The sequence below is a fragment of the Pseudomonas sp. LBUM1658 genome (genome assembly GCF_059716055.1).
This window is the reverse complement of the sequence record NZ_CP166798.1, coordinates 78,546-101,270: the sequence shown is the minus strand read 5'-3', so window position 1 is coordinate 101,270 and position 22,725 is coordinate 78,546. Positions and strand designations below refer to the sequence as shown.

Annotated in this window: 21 protein-coding genes; 18 read left to right on the top strand and 3 right to left on the bottom strand. The window is 59.8% G+C overall.

Going from position 1 to position 22,725, the window contains the following annotated elements; genetic code table 11:
• Positions 1-22: 22 nt before the first annotated feature.
• Together ACA064_RS00495 and ACA064_RS00490 are read left to right on the top strand one after the other, a co-directional pair.
• Positions 23-343: a DUF2388 domain-containing protein gene (locus ACA064_RS00495; protein WP_497671637.1), complete on the top strand. Its 321-nt coding sequence runs from the start codon at positions 23-25 to the stop codon at positions 341-343.
• Positions 340-2,301 (top strand): DUF7844 domain-containing protein, encoded by a 1,962-nt coding sequence (locus ACA064_RS00490; RefSeq protein WP_497671636.1) that lies wholly within the window; start codon positions 340-342, stop codon positions 2,299-2,301. Before ACA064_RS00495 ends, ACA064_RS00490 begins: the two co-directional genes overlap by 4 nt.
• Positions 2,302-2,457: 156 nt before the next feature.
• Here ACA064_RS00490 and ACA064_RS00485 read toward each other — a convergent pair whose 3' ends face one another.
• The gene (locus tag ACA064_RS00485) at positions 2,458-2,859 is read right to left on the bottom strand and encodes a GFA family protein (RefSeq protein ID WP_497671635.1); all 402 of its coding nucleotides are present in this window, start codon (positions 2,857-2,859) and stop codon (positions 2,458-2,460) included.
• A 349-nt stretch (positions 2,860-3,208) separates the two neighbouring features.
• Between ACA064_RS00485 and ACA064_RS00480 the strand changes: the two genes are divergently transcribed.
• The 9 genes from ACA064_RS00480 (at position 3,209) to ACA064_RS00440 (ending at position 13,693) form a co-directional block, all read left to right on the top strand.
• Entirely contained in the window at positions 3,209-4,516 is a 1,308-nt protein-coding gene (locus ACA064_RS00480) for a CitMHS family transporter (protein ID WP_497671634.1), read from the top strand.
• 84 nt (positions 4,517-4,600) lie between these two features.
• The gene (locus tag ACA064_RS00475) at positions 4,601-5,368 is read left to right on the top strand and encodes a TerC family protein (RefSeq protein ID WP_497671633.1); all 768 of its coding nucleotides are present in this window, start codon (positions 4,601-4,603) and stop codon (positions 5,366-5,368) included.
• A 224-nt stretch (positions 5,369-5,592) separates the two neighbouring features.
• On the top strand, positions 5,593-7,251 hold the full coding sequence (locus ACA064_RS00470; protein WP_497671632.1) for a Na/Pi cotransporter family protein: 1,659 nt from the start codon (positions 5,593-5,595) through the stop codon (positions 7,249-7,251).
• 235 nt (positions 7,252-7,486) lie between these two features.
• Complete coding sequence (locus ACA064_RS00465) at positions 7,487-8,866, top strand: M16 family metallopeptidase (RefSeq protein WP_497671631.1); 1,380 nt, start codon at positions 7,487-7,489, stop codon at positions 8,864-8,866.
• Positions 8,867-9,078: 212 nt separating this feature from the next.
• Positions 9,079-10,122, top strand: coding sequence for a DUF5924 family protein (locus tag ACA064_RS00460; protein WP_497671630.1), 1,044 nt, complete (start codon positions 9,079-9,081; stop codon positions 10,120-10,122).
• Positions 10,123-10,175: 53 nt separating this feature from the next.
• Complete coding sequence (locus ACA064_RS00455) at positions 10,176-11,324, top strand: ABC transporter permease (protein ID WP_497671629.1); 1,149 nt, start codon at positions 10,176-10,178, stop codon at positions 11,322-11,324.
• Entirely contained in the window at positions 11,321-12,124 is an 804-nt protein-coding gene (locus tag ACA064_RS00450; RefSeq protein WP_497671628.1) for an ABC transporter ATP-binding protein, read from the top strand. Before ACA064_RS00455 ends, ACA064_RS00450 begins: the two co-directional genes overlap by 4 nt.
• 1 nt (position 12,125) lies before the next feature.
• Positions 12,126-13,064: an MlaD family protein gene (locus tag ACA064_RS00445; RefSeq protein ID WP_497671627.1), complete on the top strand. Its 939-nt coding sequence runs from the start codon at positions 12,126-12,128 to the stop codon at positions 13,062-13,064.
• On the top strand, positions 13,061-13,693 hold the full coding sequence (locus ACA064_RS00440) for an ABC-type transport auxiliary lipoprotein family protein (protein ID WP_497671626.1): 633 nt from the start codon (positions 13,061-13,063) through the stop codon (positions 13,691-13,693). The genes ACA064_RS00445 and ACA064_RS00440 overlap by 4 nt, the downstream gene beginning before the upstream one ends.
• A 39-nt stretch (positions 13,694-13,732) precedes the next feature.
• On the opposite strand, the gene znuA is transcribed toward ACA064_RS00440, so the two are convergent.
• A complete protein-coding gene (znuA, locus tag ACA064_RS00435) occupies positions 13,733-14,680 on the bottom strand; it encodes a zinc ABC transporter substrate-binding protein ZnuA (RefSeq protein WP_497671625.1) in 948 nt (315 codons plus the stop codon).
• A gap of 57 nt (positions 14,681-14,737) precedes the next feature.
• Here znuA and zur point away from each other — a divergent pair, with 57 nt between their 5' ends.
• Genes zur through ACA064_RS00415 form a run of 4 tightly spaced genes read left to right on the top strand, consistent with a single transcriptional unit; the run spans position 14,738 to position 17,540 of the window.
• Entirely contained in the window at positions 14,738-15,220 is a 483-nt protein-coding gene (gene zur / locus ACA064_RS00430; protein ID WP_497671624.1) for a zinc uptake transcriptional repressor Zur, read from the top strand.
• Complete coding sequence (gene znuC, locus ACA064_RS00425; protein WP_497671623.1) at positions 15,220-16,005, top strand: zinc ABC transporter ATP-binding protein ZnuC; 786 nt, start codon at positions 15,220-15,222, stop codon at positions 16,003-16,005. Before zur ends, znuC begins: the two co-directional genes overlap by 1 nt.
• Positions 15,998-16,786, top strand: coding sequence for a zinc ABC transporter permease subunit ZnuB (znuB, locus tag ACA064_RS00420; protein WP_497671622.1), 789 nt, complete (start codon positions 15,998-16,000; stop codon positions 16,784-16,786). Before znuC ends, znuB begins: the two co-directional genes overlap by 8 nt.
• A 37-nt stretch (positions 16,787-16,823) precedes the next feature.
• Complete coding sequence (locus ACA064_RS00415) at positions 16,824-17,540, top strand: PA5502 family lipoprotein (RefSeq protein ID WP_497671621.1); 717 nt, start codon at positions 16,824-16,826, stop codon at positions 17,538-17,540.
• Between the two features lie 134 nt (positions 17,541-17,674).
• Here ACA064_RS00415 and katE read toward each other — a convergent pair whose 3' ends face one another.
• Complete coding sequence (gene katE, locus ACA064_RS00410) at positions 17,675-19,813, bottom strand: catalase HPII (protein ID WP_497671620.1); 2,139 nt, start codon at positions 19,811-19,813, stop codon at positions 17,675-17,677.
• A gap of 262 nt (positions 19,814-20,075) precedes the next feature.
• Between katE and ACA064_RS00405 the strand changes: the two genes are divergently transcribed.
• The 3 genes from ACA064_RS00405 (at position 20,076) to ACA064_RS00395 (ending at position 22,589) form a co-directional block, all read left to right on the top strand.
• Positions 20,076-21,083 carry a methionine ABC transporter ATP-binding protein gene (locus tag ACA064_RS00405; protein WP_497671619.1) on the top strand — a complete coding sequence of 336 codons (1,008 nt, stop codon included), beginning with the start codon at positions 20,076-20,078 and terminating at the stop codon, positions 21,081-21,083.
• Positions 21,083-21,757: a methionine ABC transporter permease gene (locus ACA064_RS00400; RefSeq protein WP_497671618.1), complete on the top strand. Its 675-nt coding sequence runs from the start codon at positions 21,083-21,085 to the stop codon at positions 21,755-21,757. Before ACA064_RS00405 ends, ACA064_RS00400 begins: the two co-directional genes overlap by 1 nt.
• 61 nt (positions 21,758-21,818) lie before the next feature.
• Positions 21,819-22,589 (top strand): MetQ/NlpA family ABC transporter substrate-binding protein, encoded by a 771-nt coding sequence (locus ACA064_RS00395; protein WP_497671617.1) that lies wholly within the window; start codon positions 21,819-21,821, stop codon positions 22,587-22,589.
• Positions 22,590-22,725 lie beyond the last annotated feature (136 nt).

The following is a 22,725-nucleotide window of genomic DNA, read 5'->3' as shown; positions in this document are numbered from 1 at the left end:
CCCTGCCTTTCGGAGTCATCCCATGCGTAGCCCGCTGATTGTCGCCACTCTTGGCCTGCTGTTGTTAGCCGATGTGACCCAGGCACAAACCCTGGTAGCCACCAGTAACATCATTATTCGTGCCTTTGAGCGATCGATTGATTTCACCTCGGACACCACCTCTTCCATTCGCGACTCGAAAGTCGTGCGCGAAGCTCACGACGACGCCGCCAGTTTTGTAGCCAGCGAAGGCGATATCCGCGGCGCACAGCTGGAAGCTGCCTTCGATACCCTGCGAAGCCATGTGCCCGAAGCGCGCGCTGCCAGTGATCAGGTTCTCGCTGAAGCCATCCTCGCCCTGTGAAGTCGCTCGCCGCCTGGCTGCTGGCCGGGGCTGTATTGCTGCTGGGCAACACGGCCCAGGCCGACCTGCAGCTACGGCTCAAGACCGAGGGTCTGAGCCCTGCCGAGCAACAGGCCAGCCAGGCACTGCTGGATGAGGCGATGCAAGCGCTGCCACCGCGCTTCATCCAGCAACTGGACCGGCGCATCGATGTCGGCTGGACCAACAAGATGCCGAGCAACGCCTACGGCCAGGCGTCGCTGGTCGCCGAACTCGATCTAAATCGCAATCTGCTTGCCAGCCTCACCGATGGCTCTGCGGCGAAGAAAAAAACCCATCGCCCGCACGTTACAGTGCGCCGGGAATTGCTTGCCACGGTGCTGCACGAACTGACCCATATCTACGATCGTTCGCGTTTATGGCCGAACGCCGAACGCACGCTGATCCAGCGCTGCACGCGGCAGAACAACAGCTCGGGGCTGATCGGTATCCCGGACCAATGCCGCGGTCAGACGGCGCGGCGCTTTACCCTCAGTGACGACCCACGCCTGCTGGACCTGGCCGGCTGGCCGCAGTACGTCGGGCGCCGTGGCGAACGCGAACAGTACAACCGGCAGATCGCCCGCAGCCCGGATATCTACGAGACCAGCAGTCCGAAAGAGTTCGTCGCGGTCAACATGGAGTACTTTCTCCTTGACCCGAGCTACGCTTGCCGTCGTCCCGCGCTGTACCGTTACTACAAAGAGCATTTCGGCTGGGCGCCCGCCGCCAGGGATAATTGCGCCAAGTCATTCGCCTTCCTCAACGCCGGCAATGATTTTGCCAAACAGCCGCTAGGGCAGGTTGACCCGGAGCGGGTGTACGCCGTCGATTACCTGTTGGCCGAAGCCAATCAGAATTGGGTCAGCCGTTGGGGGCATAGCATGCTGCGGTTGGTGATCTGCGCGCCGGGACGCCCGCGCGGGCCAGACTGCCGGCTGGACCTGGACCAGCACTTGGTGCTGTCCTATCGCGCCTTTGTCGGCGACGTGCAGCTGTCGAGTTGGGACGGCCTGACGGGGGCTTACCCATCGCGACTGTTTGTCCTGCCGCTGGCCCAGGTGATCGATGAATACACCAAGACCGAGCTGCGCAGTCTGGCGTCGGTGCCGCTCAACCTGTCACGCAGCGAAATAGAGGATGTGGTCGAGCACGCCGCCGAGATGCACTGGAGCTACGACGGCAACTATTTTTTCATCTCCAATAACTGCGCCGTCGAAAGCCTCAAGTTGTTGCGCAGTGGCAGCAATAATCCACAGCTGATCGGTCTGGACAGCATCATCCCCAACGGTTTGCTGGAAGTGCTCAAGGCTCGCGGGCTGGCGGACACCAGCGTACTGGACGATCCGCGCGAGGCGTTGCGACTGGGCTATCGCTTTGACTCGTTCCGCGACCGTTATCAAGCGATGTTCGGGGTATTGAAGAAACATCTGCCTATCAAACAGACCAGCGTCGAAGACTGGTTGTCGCTGAGCGCGGCAGAACGTCGCCCATGGTTCGACCAGGCTGATCTGCGCACCAGCGCCGCCTTGCTGCTCCTGGAACAGGCGAGTTTTCGCCGGCAATTGCTGCTGGCTCAGGACGAAGTCAAACAACGTTATCTCGGCGCCCGTGACCTGAAAAACGGCGGCATGGATAAAGCCAATAAGACTTTGCAACAAATTCTCGCCAATAGCGGCTACCTCAGCCGTCCGGCCGAACTGTTGGGCAGGGGTGGTTATGGCTTGCCTCAGGCCAGCGAGTGGCAACGGCTCGAATCGGAAAGCAACCTGCGGCAGAAACAGCTGCAAGCCCTCACAGGGGATCTGGACAAAGAAGTCCGCGCTTTGCTCGAACCAGGCCGCGCAGCCGAGATTGCGGCGAATGAGGCCAACGTCAAGCAAGTCGGCGAGCATTTGCGGGCGTTGCACAAGGCTGCGGGTGGGTTGGAGTTGCCTTAACCTTCGCTGGAAAGCCCCAATGTAGGAGCGAGCTTGCTCGCGATGGACTCAAGGGCGACGCGTTTATTCAGAAAACACGCGTTATCGTTAACGTCCATCGAGAGCAAGCTCGCTCCCACAAGGGACAAGCCCGCTCCTTGTAATTCAACACAACCCCTATAGGCTTTCCTCGGCCTCCTCGGGCAGCCCCTCATCCAGATGCACCCACGGCAGCCGGCTGTCAGTCCAGATATGTCGATCAGCGGGCGCCAACTCTGGATGGTCGAGGGTCGCGATGGTCACATCGATGCTATCCGGGCTCAGTTGGGTAACCAGAGCCAGTTGAGCACCGCAGTTCTGACAGAAATACCGCACGCAGCTTGGCGAAGACTCGTACTGCCCTGGAGTGCCGGCCAGCCACTGGAAGGCGCTGCGGGGGAGGGTGATCCAGGTCGTTACCAGTCCGCCGCTGACTTTTCGACAAATCGAACAATGACAATGGGCAATATCTCGCAGAGGGCCGTTGAACTGATAACGCAGCCTGCCGCAATGGCAGCCGCCGGTATGGAGCTTGGTCATATCGATGTCTCCTCGAATGTCTGCAGGATCTTGAATGCGATCCTCACCCGACAATTCCTACACTGTAAATCCCCAATTCGTCCGGCAGGCAACTCGTCAGACGTTTCATCAGCGAAAGCTGGCTGAAAGCTTGCGCGATTAGGATCGCCCTCACTCCCGGCAATAGACCGGTTGGCCAAAGCAAGTGTTTCGACCTCTTGTGGCCCGATTAACAACAACAATGGTGATTCTGATGTTTGCTGCTATCCGCCCGTCCGCCTCGACTCCTCCCGTACGCCTCGTGCTTCCCGTTCTGCGCTGACCTGTCCGGTTCGCCATTCCCTAGCCGCGCTACGCCTGGAGTATTCCTATGCTGACTTTCCTTGGCTTTGCCATGGTCATCACGTTCATGTTCCTGATCATGACCAAGCGCCTGTCTGCGCTGATCGCCTTGATCATCATCCCGATCCTGTTTGCCTTATTCGGTGGTTTCGCGCCGAAAATCGGCCCGATGATGCTCGAGGGCATCACCAAACTCGCCCCGACCGGGGTGATGCTGATGTTCGCCATTCTCTACTTCGCCTTGATGATCGACTCCGGGCTATTCGACCCGGCGGTGCGCAAGATCCTCAAGCTGGTCAAAGGCGACCCGTTGAAGGTCTCGGTCGGTACCGCCGTACTGGCGCTGATTGTGTCCATGGACGGTGACGGCGCCACCACCTACATGATCTGCGTGGCCGCCATGCTGCCGCTCTACAGCCGCATTGGCATGAGTCCGCGGATCATGGCCGGTCTGATCATCCTCGCCGGCGGCGTGATGAACATGACCCCCTGGGGTGGCCCGACCGCTCGTGCAGCCAGTGCCCTGCATATTGACCCGTCGGATATCTTCGTGCCGATGATCCCGGCCATGCTTGCCGGCGTGGCGGCGATCCTGGCGATTGCCTATATGTACGGTAAGCGCGAACGCGCACGCCTGGGTGAGTTGCACCTGATAGGCGACGAAGTCGACCACAGCGAAATCAGTGTTTCGCAGTTCCCGGATGCCCGTCGTCCGAAGCTGATCTGGTTCAACGGCGGTCTGACCCTGGTGCTGATGGGCACATTGGTCGCCGGTCTGCTGCCACTGCCGGTGCTGTTCATGGTGGCCTTCAGTATCGCCATGATCGTCAACTACCCATGCCTGCAACAGCAAAAGGACCGTGTCGCGGCGCACGCCGGTAGCGTACTGGCAGTGGTCGGGCTGATTTTCGCCGCGGGTATCTTCACTGGCATCCTGTCCGGCACCGGCATGGTAGATGCAATGTCGAAAAGCCTGCTGGCGGTGATTCCAGAGGTTCTCGGCCCGTACCTGGCGGTAATCACGGCGCTGGTGAGCATGCCGTTCACTTTCTTCATGTCCAACGATGCTTTTTATTACGGCGTGTTACCGGTTCTCGCCGAAGCCGCCAGCCACTACGGCATCACTGCCGTGGAAATGGCACGTGCCTCGATCGTCGGTCAACCCGTCCACTTGCTGAGCCCGCTGGTGCCGTCGACCTATTTGCTGGTAGCACTGGCCGGAATCGACTTCGGCGATCACCAGCGTTTCACCTTGAAGTGGGCAGTTCTGGTTTGCCTGTGCATAATGTTCGCCGCTTTGCTGATGGGGATTTTTCCGCTATTCAGCACTCTATAAGCTCAAGTCTCACCACGACGGGTCTAAACTTCGATTCTCAAAGTCTGGCCCGCTGCGGTTCAACACTCGCTCAAAGGAATACACATGGAATGGCTGACCAACCCGGAAATCTGGGTTGCCTTCTTTACGCTGACTGCCCTGGAAATCGTCTTGGGCATCGACAACATCATCATGATCTCGATTCTGGTCAGCCGTATGCCCAAGCATATGCAGGCCCGCACGCGGATTTTCGGCTTGGCGCTGGCGATGATCACCCGGATCCTGTTGTTGCTGTCGATCACTTGGGTCATGCGTTTGACCGCCGATCTGTTCACGGTCGCCGGCCAGGGTATTTCCGGGCGTGACCTGATCCTGTTCTTCGGTGGTCTGTTCCTGCTCTGGAAAAGCTCGCAAGAGATGTATCACGCGCTGGAAGGCGAAGATGAAAGCCTCGACGAGCCGACAGCCAAGGGCGGTAATTTCCTTTACACCATCATCCAGATCGCGATCATCGACATCGTTTTCTCCCTGGACTCGGTGATCACCGCGGTCGGCATGGTTTCCCATGTGCCGGTCATGGTCGCGGCGATCATTGTCGCGGTCCTGGTAATGATGATGGCTGCAGGCACCATCAGCGACTTCATCGACAAACACCCGTCGCTGAAAATGCTCGCGCTGTCGTTCCTGTTGCTGGTCGGTACCGTCTTGATCGCCGAATCCTTCGAAGTGCATTTGCCAAAAGGCTACGTCTACTTCGCCATGGCGTTCTCGCTGGCAGTGGAAGCGATCAACATCAAGATGCGCACCGCAATGGCGAAAAAGCGCAAGCAACAAGATCCAGTGAAACTGCGCAAGGACATCCCAGGCCAATAACCTGAGGTTGCACTATTGAAGAAGGGGCTTTCGAGCCCCTTTTTTACGTCCGCATTGTCGCGAAAGAAGGACGCAAAAGAAGCTGACTTCATGACAGTTTTGTTTCAATCGACGCTTTAGCTATGCGATGCTGGCGCCCAGACCGTTAGCCAACTAAAGCTTAAGTACAGAACTTAGAGCGTCGCTTGCCCCTTTGGGGCGCTTTTCACCCCAGGGGGCCCTGTATGCTGACCCTGCTCAATCTGCTCTCTGCCGTGGCCTTGTTGATTTGGGGCACGCACATCGTCCGAACCGGCATCTTGCGGGTCTACGGCTCGAACCTGCGTCACTTGATTGGCCAGAACATGTCCAAGCGCCCGCTGGCGTTTATTGCCGGGATTCTGGTGACCGCCATGGTCCAGAGCAGCAACGCCACGGCCATGCTGGTCACCTCGTTCGTTGGCCAAGGCTTGATGGCGCTGACGCCAGCACTGGCAACCATGCTCGGCGCCGACGTCGGTACCGCGCTGATGGCCCGGGTGCTGACCCTCGATCTGTCCTGGCTCTCGCCGCTGCTGATTTTCCTCGGAGTGATCTTCTTTCTCTCGCGCAAACAGACTCGCGCCGGGCAATTAGGGCGGGTCGGCATCGGTCTGGGGTTGATCATTCTTGCCCTGCAACTGATCGTCGAAGCTGCGGCGCCGATCACCCAGGCGCAAGGGGTGAAGGTGGTGTTTGCCTCGCTGACCGGGGATATCCTGCTCGACGCCCTGGTCGGCGCCCTGTTCGCGATGGTTTCCTATTCCAGCTTGGCAGCCGTCCTGCTCACGGCGACGCTGGCCAGCGCGGGGGTCATCAGCCTGCCGGTGGCCATCGGCCTGGTGATCGGCGCAAACATCGGCAGTGGTGTATTGGCCTTCCTCAGCACCAGCATGCAGAACGCCGCCGGCCGTCAAGTGGCGCTGGGCAGCCTGCTGTACAAACTGATCGGCCTGTTACTGATCATCCCGGTGCTCGATCCACTGGTGCATTGGATGGACTCCCTCGATTACGGTCCGCAAGGCCTGGTGATCGGTTTTCATCTGCTCTACAACACTGTCCGTTGCTTGCTGCTGCTGCCCAGCGTCGGGCCGATGGCGCGGCTCTGTGCCTGGCTGTTGCCGGAGCGTCCGGAGACCAACGGCCTGGCTCGGCCGCGCCATCTGGATCCGACCGCACTGGTCACCCCAAGCCTGGCACTGGCCAACGCGGCGCGGGAAACCCTGCGCATTGGCGACCTGATCGACAATATGCTCGAATCGATGCTCGAAGTACTGCGGGGCAAACAGACCGCCGTGACCCAGGAGATGCGGCGCATGAGTGATGATGTCGAAGCCCTCTACAGCGCGATCAAGCTCTATCTGGCGCAGATGCCCCGCGAGGATCTCAGCGACCAGGACAGCCGACGCTGGGCGGAAATCATTGAGCTGGCGATCAACCTGAAACTCGCCGGCGATCTGATCGAGCGCATGTTGCGCAAGGTTCAGCAACAGAAGACCTCACAACGCCGCTCATTCTCCGAAATTGGCCTGGAGGAACTGGCGGACCTGCACAGCCAGTTGATCGTCAACCTGCGTCTGGGCCTGTCGGTGTTCCTCAGCGGCGACAAGGAGAGCGCCCGGCAATTGTTGCGGGAAAAACGCCGCTTCCGCGCTCAGGAACGGCGCCTGGCCCATGCCCATGTCAGCCGCTTGCAACGCAAGATTGTGCAAAGTATCGAGACCAGTTCACTGCATCTGGAGTTGATCGCCGATATGAAGCGCTTGAATTCACTGTTCTGCAGCAGTGCTTATGTAGTGTTGGAGACCTCCGACACCGGAGCACTGGAAGTAGACGATTTGGCTGACATCACCCATTCGCCTTGAACGTCTGGCGTTGGTAGAAGTCAGTTCAAACTGATGACAGTTAACTCTGTGGCGAGGGAGCTTGCTCCCGCTGGACCGCGCAGCGGTCCTGAAATCAGCCAACGCGACTGGTCCGATAGAACGCATATACCGGTTTTACGACTGCTGCGCAGCCGAGCGGGAGCAAGCTGCCTCGCCACAAAAGCCGGTTCACTCAAACTATTGAGTCCGGTATTTATCCGCCAGGAAGCTTGTTATGCGTTGTCTGCTGTTCGCTTTGCTGTTGCTCGGCTCAACCCCTTCATTTGCCCTGGATCGCTTCCAGGTCGAAGGCTATGTGCTGCCAAACGGTCTGCAAGTGCTGCTCAAACCCGGCGGTGAACGCGGCCATGTGGCGATCCGTCTGGTGGTCGGGGTCGGTCTGGATGATTTCAGCTGCGTCGACAAGGAACTGCCGCACCTGCTCGAACATCTGCTATTCAGCGGCACTGACGCCAGCGGCGAAGGCGGGCTGGAAGAACGCATGCAGGCACTGGGCGGCGAGTGGAATGCCTACACCAGCAACGCCGATACTGCCTTTGTCATTGAAGCGCCGGCGAAGAACCAGCGCAAAGTCCTCGATCTATTGCTCGCGCTGCTGACCCAAACCCAAATCGACGACGCTGCGATCCATGCCGCCAAGCAAGTGGTCCAGCGCGAGGATGGCGGTCACTACACCCACTTGCAGCGCTGGCTGGACCGCCAGGACCTAGGCCACAAGGCCAGCAATCAGCTGGCGGTGGAACTCGGGCTGAAATGCGCCGAGCGGGCCGAGGTCGATCGCCTGACCCTCGAACAACTGAAGAAGGTACGCAAAGACTGGTACGCACCCAACAACATGACGCTAATCATCGTCGGCGACCTCGAGCGCCTGTTGCCCGCGTATCTGGAGCGTACCTATGGTCAGCTGGAACCGGTGGAGCCCAGCGAGCATTCGCCGCTGCCGGAAATCCGCAACAGTGCAGAACTCAAACGCAACCTGATCCACGGCTGGCTCGGTGACGGTGCCAAGCTGCACTGGCTGTTTCCCGAGCCCGTCCTGGATAAGCAGCACGACGAAACTTTCGACTTGCTCAAGGATTATCTGGACTGGGCGCTGTATCGCCAATTGCGCCTCGCCCATGGCCTGTCTTATGGCCCCTGGAGCGAGCGCGAAGTGTTCGGCGGCGTTGGTTTCCTCAGTCTGAGCGCCGATCTGGAGCGTGATGACCTGCCGCAGGCCGAGCAGGTGCTCAATGATATGAAGGCCAGACTGCTCAAGGATGGACTTGATCCCGGCACCTTTACCCGCCTGCAACAGGCCGCCGTCGCCCGTCAGGCCTGGGCCGTGCAAGGTAATAGTGCTTTGGCGGATTACTACTGGAGCGCCCTCAGCGATTATGACAATGGCCGTTTTGCCAATCCGGCCAAGCGCCTGCAGGCGGTCAGTCTGAAGCAAGCCAACCAGGCCATGCGCCAGTTGCTCGACCAGCCCGGTTACCTGCGGATCGAGAAGCCCTTGATGAGCTACGACAGTTTGACCTGGGTGGCGGGTGGGGTGCTGGGGTTGATCGCGCTGGCTTTACTGGGTTGGGGTATGCATCGCAGAAAACAATAGCAGCAGCGAACGCCAAACCCTGTGGCGAGGGAGCTTGCTCCCGCTGGGCCGCGAAGCGGCCCCCAAAACCGGTCATCGCGATACATCAGATATGTCGCGTTAGCCTGCCATACGGCGGCTTCGCACCCGAGCGGGAGCAAGCTCCCTCGCCACGAGGACGCACCACCGGTATTGTGTCGAGGATTTTCCCTACTAAGACTGCGAATAACCGAATGCCTAACTGGACTCCTCACATACAGCGCATCATGGAACTGATGAAGCGTTATCCAGGGGTGATTGCGCTCGGTGGTTTTATCTCCGGCGTCGGCAGCTTCATGTTGGTGGATCGCCAGCAAGGCCTGGCGACCTGGATCACCGCCATCATGCTGGTGAGCTGGATCTGGCTGATGCTGGAACACAGTCTGACCAAACTCTTCACCAGGATCTTCAAGCGCGAGATTCCCCAGCCGTTGCTGCGTTATGCAACGCAGATGATCCATCAGGAAAGTCTGTTCTTCGTCCTGCCGTTCTTCTTCATCACCACCACCTGGAACAGCGGGCAACTGTTTTTCACCGGGATTCTCTGCGCTGCGGCGCTGATTTCGATTATCGATCCGTTGTATTACAAATGGCTGGCGCCACGCCGCTGGCTGTTTCTGGCGCTGCATACGTTGACCTTGTTTGCCGCCTTGCTGACCGCGCTGCCGATCATCCTGCACCTGACCACCGCGCAAAGCTTCAAGCTGGCACTGGGCATCGCCATGCTGCTGTCGTTCCCGAGCCTGGCGTCGAGCTTTCCGATTCGCAACTGGCGCGGTGGGCTGATGTTGCTGGGGATGACTTTGGCTATCGGCGGTGCCGGCTGGCTGTTGCGCTCCTGGGTACCACCGGCGACCTTGTGGATGACTGAGGTGGCCATCACCACTCAAATGCAGGACAGAACCCCCGGCGCCAGCCTGGAAGAAGTCAACGCCAGCCAGGTACGCAGTAGCGGTTTGTATGCCTTCACCTCGATCAACGCGCCCCGGGGGCTGAATGAACGGATCTATCACGTCTGGAAATTCAACGGCAAAGAGGTCGACCGCATTGCCCTGGATATCCGCGGCGGGCGCAAGGAAGGCTACCGGGCCTGGACCCACAAACAGGTTTTCCCGGACAATCCGGTCGGCAGCTGGCAGGTTAGGGTGCTGACCGAAGACGGCCAGGTGATCGGCGTATTGCGCTTCAAGGTGACCGACGCAGGTCAAAACACCAAGGTGCCGATCAAGGCAAAGTAGCCGCGATCGTGGTATTAGGTAGCACTGTGTAATAGCCAGGCAGCAAGGAGCTTATGACCAGCAGCTCAATGGCCGGCAACGCCCGGCTGGACACCTCGATCGCTCCTGCGCGGTTGCGGGTCACGGGTGACTGGACGCTCGCTCACTACGCCGATCTCAAGCGCCTGAGCGAAAGTCTTCACGGCCAGTACGACGACACCACCCACATCGACCTCAATAGCCTCGGCGCCCTCGACACCGCCGGGGCGTCGCTGCTTGTGGAACTGCTGGGTGCCGAACGCCTGGGCAAGTCCGCCGAACATCCCGATTGCAGTCTGTCCGCCGCCGACCGTGCGCTGCTGCAAACCGTCTACTGCTCGCTGACCGACTTCTGCGTACCGGTCAAAGAACCCGAGGTGAGTGTCGGCATTCAATTGCTGACCCGGATCGGTCACGCCGTCGACGCCGTCTGGCAGGACACCCTGCAGCTCCTGGGCTTTATCGGCCTGATCCTCGAAACCCTGGCCCGCGGACTGCTGCGCCCCAAACGCTGGCGCATCACCTCGATTGTTGCGCACATCGAGCAGACCGGGCTGGACGCCGCCCCCATCGTTGCCTTGCTGACCTTTCTGGTAGGGGCGGTGGTGGCCTTTCTCGGCGCCACGGTACTGGCCAGTTTCGGCGCGAGCATCTTTACCGTGGACCTGGTCGCGTTCTCCTTCCTGCGCGAGTTCGGCGTGCTGCTGACCGCCATCCTGATGGCCGGACGCACCGCCAGCGCTTTTACCGCGCAAATCGGCTCGATGAAGGCCAACGAAGAAATCGACGCCATTCGCACACTCGGCCTCGATCCGCTGGAACTGTTGGTGGTGCCACGGGTCCTGGCATTGTTGGTGGCGCTGCCGATGCTGACTTTTCTGGCGATGCTCTCGGGCATCGTCGGCGGCGGGGTGGTCTGCGCACTGTCGCTGGATATCTCGCCGGCGATGTTCCTCTCGCTGCTGCAATCGGACATCGGTGTTCAGCACTTTCTGGTGGGAATGGTGAAGGCACCGTTTTTCGCCTTCCTGATCGCTGCGATTGGCTGTCTGGAGGGCTTCAAGGTCAGCGGCAGCGCCGAATCCGTAGGCGCCCACACCACCTCCAGCGTGGTGCAATCGATTTTCGTGGTGATCGTCCTCGATGCCGTAGCGGCATTGTTCTTTATGGAGATCAGCTGGTGAGTCGTTTACCCCGAGCCCCCACCGAGGCGGTGATCGAGGTCCGCGGGCTATGCAATCGCTTCGGCAGTCAGAGCGTGCATGAAAACCTCGACCTGGATTTGTACAAGGGCGAGATTCTCGCCGTGGTCGGCGGATCTGGGAGCGGCAAGTCCGTACTGTTGCGCAGCATCATTGGTCTGCGGCGGCCCAGCGAAGGCTTGGTACGCGTGTTCGGCCAAGACCTGCCAAGCCTCTCGGAACACCAGCGATCGCTGGTGGAGCGGCGCTTCGGTGTGCTGTTTCAGAAGGGTGCGCTGTTCTCCTCGCTGACGGTCACCGAAAATGTCGCGCTGCCACTGATCGAGCACGCGGGCTTGAGCCGTGCCGACGCCGAGCATCTGGCGGCGGTGAAGCTGGCGCTGGCCGGGTTACCGCTGTCGGCTGCCGACAAATACCCGGCCTCGCTGTCCGGCGGCATGATCAAGCGCGCAGCGCTGGCTCGGGCCTTGGCGCTGGACCCGGACATCCTGTTCCTCGATGAGCCGACCGCCGGCCTTGATCCGATTGGCGCCGCGGCCTTCGATCAATTGATCCTGACCCTGCGCGATGCACTGGGCCTGAGTGTATTCCTGGTCACTCACGACCTCGATACGCTGTACACCATCACCGACCGGGTCGCGGTGCTCGCGCAGAAAAAGGTGCTGGTGGCGGACGTCATCGATAAGGTCTCCGAGACCGACGACGCCTGGATTCACGAATACTTCCATGGCCCGCGCGGCCGCGCGGCCCTTCTAGCCGCTACACAGCTCAACGAGGTATGACATGGAAACCCGAGCCCATCATGTATTGATCGGCCTGTTCACCGTGATAGTGGTGGTCGGTGCCTTGCTGTTCGGTCTGTGGCTGGCCAAGTCCAGCGTCGACACTGAGTTCAAGGATTATGAAGTCGTCTTCAATGAGGCGGTCAGCGGCTTGTCCAACGGTAGCGCGGTGCAGTACAGCGGGATCAAGGTCGGCGATGTAGTGGCCCTGCGCCTGGACCCGAAAGATCCGCGCCGGGTGCTGGCGCGCATCCGTCTGAGCGGCGATACCCCGATCAAGGAAGATACCCAGGCCAAGCTGGCGCTAACCGGGATAACCGGCACCTCGATCATCCAGCTCAGCGGCGGCACACCGCAAAGCCCCCCACTCAAGGGGCACAATGGCCAGCTGCCGGTGATTGTGGCCTCGCCATCACCGATCGCCCGCTTGTTGAACAACAGTAACGACCTGATGACCAGCATCAATGAGCTGCTGCATAACGCCAACCGGATGTTCTCACCAGAAAACGTCGACCGCATCAGCAGCACCCTCGAACACCTGGAGCAAACCACCGGCACCATCGCCGATCAACGCGGCGACATCCGTCAGGCCATGCAACAGCTGGCATCGGTCGGCAAACAGGCCAGTGCCACCCTGGAGCAGACTAGCGCGCTGATGCGCAACGCCAACGGTTTGCTCAACGATCAAGGCAAGCAGATGTTCGGCAGTGCCGAACAGGCCATGCAATCGCTCGAGCAGAGCAGCGCGACCATCAACAAATTACTCACGAACAACCAGGACTCACTGAACAGCGGCATGCAGGGCCTCAACGGACTGGCTCCGGCCATGCGGGAACTGCGCGACACCCTGAGTTCGTTACGGACCATCTCCCGCCGCCTGGAAGCCAACCCCAGCGGTTACCTGCTGGGCAGCGACAAGAACAAGGAGTTCACCCCATGAAGTTTGCCTGCCGCGTAACCGGTCCATTCACACTGATCGCCGGCTTCGTCCTGACCAGCGCCTGCTCGATCCTGCCCAAGGCCGAACCTGCCGATGTTTATCGCCTGCCATCGGCGCAGAGCAGTGCACCGGCTGCTCAAACTTTGCCCTGGTCATTACGCCTGGCCAAACCCCAGGCAAGCGAAGCCTTGAACAGCCCGAACATCGCCGTCGTGCCGCAAGGCGATCTGATCAGCAGCTACAAGGCCTCGCGCTGGAGCGATCCGGCACCGACCCTGTTGCGCAACCGGCTGTTCGATGGCTTTCAGCGTGAAGGACGGGTGTCGTTGCTCAGCACCGACGACAGCAATCTACAGGCTGATTTTGAGTTAGGCGGGCAATTGCAGGCGTTCCAGACCGAGTATCAAGGCGGTGCCGCGCAAGTGGTGATTCGTCTGGATGCACGGCTGGTGCGCGACATGGATCAACGGATCATCGCCAGCCGCCGTTTTGAAGTGCGCCAGCCGCTGAGCGACTCGAAAGTCCCGGCGGTGGTGGCAGGCTTCGGTCAAGCCAGCGACACGCTGACAAGCCAAGTGGTCGGCTGGACGGTGGAGCAGGGGCAGCGCTATTCCCGGCAACTACCCTAACCTGTAGAGCATGGCTTTGCGGCGAGAGGGGGCGCGCGCCTACAACTGCTCCAGACAACCCGCCAGATCATTGCCAAGTTTTTCCAGCAACTGCTCATACCCTTGGGCAGTGGCGGGCGTGTAACCGCCCAGCGCATCCAGCTCAGCCAGTTTTACCGGCAGCCCGGCAACCAGCGTCTCGGCCAACCGTGGACGCAGCGGTGGTTCACTGAAGACGCAAGTCTTGCCGACTTCCTGCAAGCGCTGACGCATCGCCGCCACATGCTGAGCACCAGGTTGCACTTCGGTCGCCACACTGAACACGCCGGCATGCTTGAGGCCGTAGGCTTGCTCGAAATAATCGAAAGCCTCGTGGAACACAAAATAGGGTTTGCCTTGAATACCGGCCAATCGGGCTTTCAAGCGTGCGTCCAGGGCATCCAGGCGCTCATCGAAGGCCTTGCGGTTGCGCTGATAACGATCGCTGTTGACCGGGTCGGCAACACTCAGGTCCGCGGCCATCTTCGCCGCAATCACTCGGGCATTGAGCGGTGACAGCCAGAGATGAGCGTCCAGGCTGCCGGGCCGATGATCGTGATCATGCTCATCGGCGTGTTCAGTTTCTTCAGCATCTTCGCCATGGGAGTGGCTATCTTCGCCGAAATGCCGCAATTTCAGAGCAGGCAGGTCCTGCACAGCGACAGTTGGCAGACTGCGCCCCTTGAGCACCCTCGGCAGGAAACCTTCCATGTCCGGGCCGATCCAGTAGAGCAGGTCCACCGACTGTACCCGCCGAACGTCGGAAGGGCGCAAGGCATAGTTATGCGGGGACGCTCCCGGCGGCAGCAGCACTTCGGGGACACCAACGCCGTCCTGCACCGCAGCGGCGATCAACTGCAGGGGTTTGATGCTGGTGAGTACCTTTACTTCGGCATGGGCAGGGCTGATCACGAACAAACTGGCAGCAAATGCGACAAAAAGGGCAAAAAGTCGGGACACGATGACCACTCGGAGAGGCGAGAACGGGTAACATAATAACGTCTCTCACAAATATCGTCGCCGCTCATGCCTAAAACACCGCTTGCCAGCCGTCCCCATGACCACTCTCATTGCGTGCACAGCGCGCTATCGGAAGCCGATGCACTTTGTGCCCGTCAAGGCCTGCGCCTGACCGCACTGCGTCGGCGGGTGCTGGAATTGGTCTGGCAAAGCCACAAACCCCTGGGTGCCTACGACATCCTCGCGGTCCTCAGCGAGCAGGATGGTCGCCGCGCCGCGCCGCCGACCGTTTACCGAGCGCTGGATTTCCTGCTGGAAAACGGCCTGGTGCATCGCATCTCGTCCCTCAACGCCTTCGTCGGCTGCAATCATCCGGAGCATGCCCACCAAGGTCAGTTCCTGATCTGCCGTGAATGCCACGCCGCTATCGAACTCGAACAGAAAACCATCAGCGACGCGATTGTCAGCAGCGCTGGCGAGGTCGGTTTTGTGGTCGAAGGGCAAACCGTCGAAATTGTCGGTCTCTGCTCGGGTTGCCAGGGGGCTTGATGAGCACTGCGTTGATCCGTCTAGACAAGGTGGCGGTAACCTTTGCCGGGCAGAACGTGCTGGATAATATCCAGCTCAGCGTCGAGCCCAGGCAAATCGTCACCTTGATCGGCCCCAATGGCGCCGGCAAGACCACCCTGGTACGTGCCGTGCTCGGCCTGCTCAAGCCGGACAGCGGTAGCGTCTGGCGCAAGCCGAAACTGCGGGTCGGGTATATGCCGCAGAAACTGCACGTCGACCCGACGTTGCCCTTGTCGGTACTGCGCTTTCTGCGATTGGTGCCGGGCGTCGATCGCGCCCGGGCCTTGGCCGCGCTCAATGAAGTCGGCGCCGAGCAGGTGATCGATAATCCGGTGCAAAGCATCTCCGGCGGGGAAATGCAGCGCGTGTTGCTGGCCCGCGCCTTGTTGCGCGAACCGGAACTGCTGGTGCTCGACGAGCCGGTGCAAGGCGTCGATGTCGCCGGCCAGGCTGAGCTCTACAGCCTCATCACCCGGCTGCGCGACCGGCATGGTTGCGGGGTGCTGATGGTTTCCCACGATTTGCATCTGGTTATGAGCACCACCGATCAAGTGGTCTGCCTCAATCGCCATGTCTGCTGCTCCGGGCATCCCGAGCAGGTCAGCGGCGATCCGGCATTCGTCGAGCTGTTTGGCAAGAACGCGCAAAGCCTGGCGATCTATCACCACCATCACGATCACGCCCATGACCTGCATGGCGCGGTGGTCAGTGAGGCCCCGGCGGCCCACGTCCATGTCCACGGAGATAGCTGCAAGCATGGCTGATTTTCTGTTTTACGCTTTGCTGGCAGGCTTGGCCCTGGCCTTGGTCGCGGGGCCCTTGGGCTCGTTCGTAGTCTGGCGTCGCATGGCCTATTTTGGCGACACCCTTTCCCATGCGGCCTTGCTTGGGGTTGCCCTTGGGTTTCTGCTGGATGTCAGCCCGACCGTGGCAGTCACCGTCGGCTGTCTGCTGCTGGCGGTCTTGCTGGTGACCTTGCAACAACGCCAGCCGCTGGCTTCTGACACTTTATTGGGAATTCTCGCACCGAGCACCCTGTCTTTAGGCCTGGTGGTACTAAGCTTCATGCATGAAGTGCGGATCGACCTGATGGCCTATCTATTCGGCGACTTACTGGCGATCAGTCCGCCTGATCTGGCGTGGATCCTTGGCGGTAGCGCGGCGGTATTGCTGTTGCTGGTGTCGCTGTGGCGGCCATTGCTGGCGATCACCGTGCACGAAGAACTGGCCACGGTTGAAGGCTTGCCGGTGGCGGCGTTGCGCCTGACCTTGATGCTATTGATTGCCGTAGTGATTGCGGTCGCAATGAAAATCGTCGGCGTATTGCTGATCACTTCATTGCTGATCATTCCCGCAGCCGCGGCTCAGCGTCACGCCCGCTCGCCGGAGCAGATGGCCCTTGGCGCAAGCCTGCTGGGGATGCTCGCAGTGTGTGGCGGGCTGGCGCTGTCCTGGTTCAAGGACACTCCGGCCGGCCCATCCATCGTGGTCACTGCTGCCGCGCTGTTTCTGCTGAGTTTTGTCCTGCCCCGAAGAGGGGTGTAGACTTGCTCGCTTTTTGCGCAATTAGAGAGTCGCAGGAATGAAGCCGTTCGCCTCACGTTATCTGCTCCTTGTCGCATTTTCCCTGCTGCTGGGCGCTTGCCAAAGCACGCCGCCCGCGGCCACCGAGGTCCCGGATAACCGGGCAGCGGCCATGGCGCAACTGGAGCAAAACCTCGCCAGCAGCGAACTGGCCACCGCAGAAGATCAACTGAGCACATTGCAGGCCCAATCGCCCAACGACCCGGCGCTGGAGCAGTATCAACGGCGGTTGGCCGAGGCTTATTTGCAACGCAGCCAGATCGTCCTGCAAAAAGGCGACGTCAACGCTGCAGCTACCGCGCTGAGCCGCGCCCGGGCGTTGATGCCCAAAGCCCCGGCGCTGACCGGAGGCGTCAACAGCGCAATCACCCATGCCCGCAAAGCCGACCTGGATAAAGCCGAAGCAGCCCTGAAAGCGACCGACCCCAAACCCGTCGCCAAAGTGATCGACCCTACCGCCGAAAGCACCACCATTGCGCTGAACCTCACCGACATCACCAAACTGCGCAAGCAACTGGATACTATTGCTACTGACGTGGTGAATTACCAATGCGATGTGAGCATCCAGGTGCCGCGCACCCAGGATTACCCGTGGCTGGCCACGCTGCTGAGCAAACGGGTGAAAAGGCTCGACTCCGATTTTGATTTGCAGATCCAGCGCCAGATCCTGCGCCACATTCCGGCGCAGATGGTTCTAAGTCCGCGTAAGCCTTGATAAAAATCAAAAGATCGCAGCCTGCGGCAGCTCCTACAGAATTGCATACGCCCGATAATTCACGGTGGTACGCAGTCGGTGTAGGAGCTGCCGCAGGCTGCGATCTTTTAATGGTTTAACCCACGCCGACGAAATTAAGCCGGAATCGCCTTGGCCTTGGGCTCCCGATCCCAGACCCGATGCTGGGCAATCGCCGCAAAAAACGCCTTCAGCGCCTTGGCATCCCCACCAACAATCAATCCCGCATCCGCCTCCAGTTTCAGCACATCCAGCAGCTGTTTCGCTTCGCCGTGCAAAGCAATCGCTTTCAGGTGTTTGTACGCCTCCAGCAGGTAATGCAGCGCCACGCCATCGCTGCTCAATGCCTGTACCGACTTGGCCCCGCCCGGCACAAACACCGCGTCGAACGCCACTGACGGCAACCCCTCCATGGATGCATCCACCGCCAGGCTCTTGCCGTCCGCAGTGGTCACGGGAGCGGAAGTCGGGCCGAGTAATTTGGCATGGGCGCCTTCGGCTTCCAAAGCCTTCTTCAGTGCGGCAATTGCCGCACCATCGACACCGTCCGCTGCCAGGATCGCCACTTTGCGGGTTTTGATATCACCCGAGAGCAGGTTGGCCTGACTCAAGGCCGGCGATTCGGCGAGTGAAGTTTTGCGTTCGGCCACCGTCCCGGCTTTCGGTGCCGGCAAGCCCAGGTTCTGCGCCACGCGCCCGGCCAGTTCCAGATCTATATTGGCCAGAATTTCATTGACCTGACGTTCGCGAATCCATAGCCGCTCGACCTTGCCCAACTCGAAGCTGTAGGCGGAGATAATGTGCTCCTGCTCGTGTTTGCTCATGCTCTTGAAGAACAGCCGGGCCTGAGAGAAGTGATCGCTGAACGACTCGCTGCGCTGACGGATCTTCTGCGCGTCGATCCGCTCAGGGTAGCTTTCGAAGCCACCGTCCTGTGCAGCCGGCGGGGTTTCCAGCGGCCAGCCGCCATCGACGGAGTTTGGCTCATAGGACGCGCGGCCCTTGTCGATGGTCATGCGATGCATGGCGTCACGCTGTCCATTGTGGAACGGCGCCACCGGACGGTTGATCGGGATCTCGTGGAAATTCGGCCCGCCCAGTCGACTGATCTGCGTATCGGTGTAGGAAAACAACCGACCTTGCAACAGCGGGTCGTTGGAGAAATCGATACCGGGCACGATATGCCCAGGGCAGAAGGCAACCTGCTCGGTCTCGGCAAAGAAGTTGTCCGGATTGCGATTGAGCACCATTTTCCCCAGCGGCGTAATCGGCACCAGTTCTTCAGGGATGATCTTGGTCGGATCGAGCAGGTCGAAGTCGAAGCTGTGTTCGTCTTCTTCAGCGACAATTTGTACGCCGAACTCCCACTCCGGATAGTCCCCACCTTCAATCGACTCCCACAGATCGCGGCGATGGAAGTCGGTGTCCTTGCCCGCCAGTTTCTGCGCTTCATCCCAGACCAGAGAACAAGTCCCGGCTTTTGGTCGCCAGTGGAATTTGACGAAGGTGGATTTTCCCTCGGCATTGATCATGCGAAAGGTGTGTACGCCGAAGCCCTGCATGGTGCGCAGGCTTTTCGGAATCGCCCGGTCGGACATGGCCCACATCACCATGTGCGCGGATTCCGGCTGCAACGAAACGAAATCCCAGAAGGTGTCGTGTGCCGAGCCACCGGTGGGTATTTCATTGTGCGGCTCGGGTTTTACCGCGTGGACGAAGTCGGGAAACTTGATCGCATCCTGGATAAAGAACACCGGCATGTTGTTGCCGACCAGATCGAAGTTGCCCTCATCGGTGAAGAATTTGACTGCGAAACCGCGCACATCCCGCACGGTATCGCCGGAACCGCGAGGGCCCTGGACCGTCGAAAACCGCACGAAGACCGGGGTTTTCTTGCCGGGGTCTTGCAGGAAGCCGGCCTTGGTCAGCGCCGTATGCCCTTCATAGGTCTGAAAATAACCATGAGCGCCCACACCACGGGCGTGGACGATGCGCTCGGGAATCCGCTCGTGGTCAAAATGCGTGATCTTCTCACGCATGATGAAGTCTTCCAGCAGCGATGGCCCGCGAGCGCCGACCCTCAAGGTGTTTTTGTTATCGACGACCTTTACACCCTGATTGGTGCGTAACGCCTGGTCGGTGGCATCAGAGCGAAACGTTTCCAGACTTTGCAGTTTGGCGTTGGTGTTACCACGGTCCACGGTGTCGGTTCCGGCCAGCTGGCTCTTCGCTGGGGCAGGCTTCTTAGTACTCATCAGACAAGAACTCCTCGTTTGCGATTCCCGGCGCTCCCGGGTTTCATGGGCAATCCCCAGGCACGGCACCTGGGTATTTTCGAGTGGCTTAACTAATGACTGGTACCGATTTGCGCCGTTCCTTTTTTATGACCTTTGATCGCGTTATTGCCAAATGAAAGGATGAATACGAAATAAATGCTAAGAACCTCTATACGGACAGGCTAAAATGCGCGCCCGGCTAACCGCTGACCCTTTCTAACGCGCCCACAAGGTTCGCTACGTGATCGAGTTTCAAAACGTCCATAAAACCTACCGGGTTGCCGGCAAGGATATTCCTGCCCTGCATCCGACCAGCCTGCGTGTCGAGGATGGCCAGGTATTCGGCCTGATCGGCCATTCCGGCGCGGGAAAAAGTACCCTGTTGCGTCTGATCAACCGCCTGGAAGCCCCGAGCGGCGGCAAGATCTTCGTCGATGACGAAGAAGTCACCGCGCTCGACGCCAATGGCCTGCGGCGTTTCCGTCAGCAGGTCGGGATGATCTTCCAGCACTTCAATCTGCTGGCGTCCAAGACCGTAGCCGACAACGTTGCGCTGCCGCTGACCCTGGCCGGCGAACTGTCCCGCAGTGAGATAAACCGGCGTGTTGCCGAGTTGCTCGCACGAGTAGGCCTGGCCGACCACGCCAAAAAATACCCGGCGCAGTTGTCCGGTGGGCAGAAGCAGCGTGTCGGCATTGCCCGCGCGTTGGCGACCAAGCCGAAAATCCTGCTCTGCGACGAAGCCACCAGCGCCCTTGACCCGCAAACCACGGCGTCGGTCCTGCAATTGCTGGCCGAGATCAACCGCGAGTTGAATCTGACCATCGTGCTGATCACCCATGAGATGGACGTGATCCGTCGGGTCTGCGATCAAGTGGCGGTGATGGATGCTGGCGTCATCGTCGAGCAAGGCTCGGTGGCCCAGGTGTTCCTGCATCCCAAGCACCCGACCACCAAGCGCTTTGTGCAGGAAGACGAGCAAATCGATGAAAGCGAACAACGCGATGACTTTGCCCACGTCCCTGGCCGCATAGTGCGTCTGACCTTCCAGGGTGAAGCGACCTACGCGCCATTGCTGGGTACCGTCGCCCGAGAAACGGGTGTGGACTACAGCATCCTTGCCGGGCGTATCGATCGCATCAAAGACGTCCCTTACGGGCAACTGACCCTGGCCGTCACCGGTGGCGACATGGAAGCCGCGTTCGCCCACTTCACCGCGGCGGACGTCCATATGGAGGTGCTGCGCTAATGGAAGCCCTTACCGTTTTCTTCGCCAATATCGACTGGTTCGAAATCTGGCTGGCCACCGGCGACACCCTGCTGATGCTCGGTGGTTCGTTGCTGTTCACCGTGTTGCTCGGCCTGCCGCTGGGTGTGCTGTTGTTCCTCTGCAGCCCGCGCCAGTTGCTCGAGGCCAGAGGCGTTTACGCGATGCTGTCGCTGGTGGTGAACATCTTGCGCTCGTTGCCATTCATCATTCTGTTGATCGTGATGATCCCTTTTACCGTACTGATCACCGGCACCTCGCTGGGTGTGGCCGGGGCGATTCCGCCGCTGGTAGTGGGCGCGACGCCGTTCTTCGCGCGACTGGTGGAAACCGCGCTGCGTGAAGTCGATCGCGGCATTATCGAAGCGACCCAGGCCATGGGCGCGACTACGCGGCAGATCATCATCAATGCCTTGCTGCCGGAAGCGCGGCCAGGCATTTTCGCCGCGATCACGGTGACGGCGATTACGCTGGTGTCCTACACCGCGATGGCCGGTGTGGTCGGCGCGGGTGGTCTGGGCGACCTGGCGATCCGTTTCGGTTACCAGCGTTTCCAGACCGACGTCATGGTGGTCACTGTGGTGTTGCTGCTGGTGCTGGTACAAATTCTGCAAACCGTCGGCGATAAGCTGGTGGTGCACTTTTCCCGAAAATAACTGTAACCGCCAGCCACGGCTGGCAGGCGCCTGGACAGGCACCTAACAAGGAGTTTGCTGGATGAAAAAACTACTCGTCGCGTTCGCTGCCGTTGCAGCGTTTTCCGCTCAAGCAGAAACCCTGACCGTGGCCGCAAGCCCGGTGCCGCACGCGGAAATCCTCGAATTCGTTAAACCGGCGCTGGCCAAAGAGGGTGTCGACCTCAAGGTCAAAGTCTTCACCGACTATATCCAGCCGAACGTACAAGTGGCCGAGAAGCGCCTGGACGCCAACTTCTTCCAGCACCAGCCGTACCTGGATGAGTTCAACAAGGCCAAGGGCACTAACCTGATTAGCGTTGCCGGTGTGCACCTGGAACCGCTGGGAGCTTACTCCAGCAAGTACAAAACCCTCGCAGAACTGCCAGGCGGCTCCAACGTGGTGATCCCGAACGACGCCACCAACGGTGGCCGCTCCTTGCTGCTGCTGGCAAAGGCCGGGCTGATCAAGTTGAAGGATTCGAACAACATCCTCTCGACCGTCCGGGACATTACCGAGAACGCCAAAGACCTGAAGTTCCGTGAACTGGAAGCAGCCACCATCCCGCGCGTGCTGACCCAGGTCGACCTGGCGCTGATCAATACTAACTACGCGCTGGAAGCCCAGCTTGATCCGGCCAAGGATGCGCTGGTCATCGAAGGCAAAGACTCGCCTTACGTGAACATCCTGGTTGCCCGCCCGGACGACAAGGATTCCGAGGCCATGAAGAAACTGGTTACCGCCTTGCACAGCCCGGAAGTGAAGCAGTTCATTCTGGAAAAATACAAAGGCGCGGTATTGCCAGCGTTCTGATGTAAAACGGGGGTGCAATCATTGCACCCCCCGCTTCGTTTCAATCCCTTCGCACTAACCAAAAATCAAAAGATCGCAGCCTGCGGCAGCTCCTACGGAATTTGTGTACACCTATGGATTCATGGGCGTACGCGGT